This window comes from Alteromonas sp. 5E99-2 (genome assembly GCF_017368475.1).
Classification (GTDB): domain Bacteria; phylum Pseudomonadota; class Gammaproteobacteria; order Enterobacterales; family Alteromonadaceae; genus Alteromonas_F.
Genome location: NZ_JAFNJE010000102.1, coordinates 1 through 326 on the forward strand (window position 1 = coordinate 1; position 326 = coordinate 326).

1 protein-coding gene is annotated in these 326 nt (G+C 56.7%); it reads right to left on the reverse strand.

The window, feature by feature from the left end:
- On the reverse strand, window positions 1-326 hold a 326-nt coding region (locus J3L16_RS16080; protein WP_207614071.1), incomplete at both ends, for a hypothetical protein.

A 326-nucleotide genomic window follows, 5' to 3' on the forward strand; every position in this document is an offset into this window, starting at 1 on the left:
GGATTAAGGTTAACGGTGAAGGTCACCGTGACGCTATCGCCGACGGCCAAGACACCGCCCGCCCCGATCAAAGCGTTAGACCCATCATAAGCCGGCGACGCAGCCGCAGGTGCTGTGGACCCAGTCGCAGTCGCACCTGTGATCGCGTAGTTCGTGATTGCACCAACAGCCGTCGCACCAAACTGATCCGCCAAATCATCAGTCAGCGTCAGATTATCCAACGTCACGTTGCCCGTGTTCGTCGTGACCAACGCATAGGTCACATCAAACGTACCATCCGCCTGCAAAGCACCAACAGATGTCGCACCCTTTACAACGCTCAATCC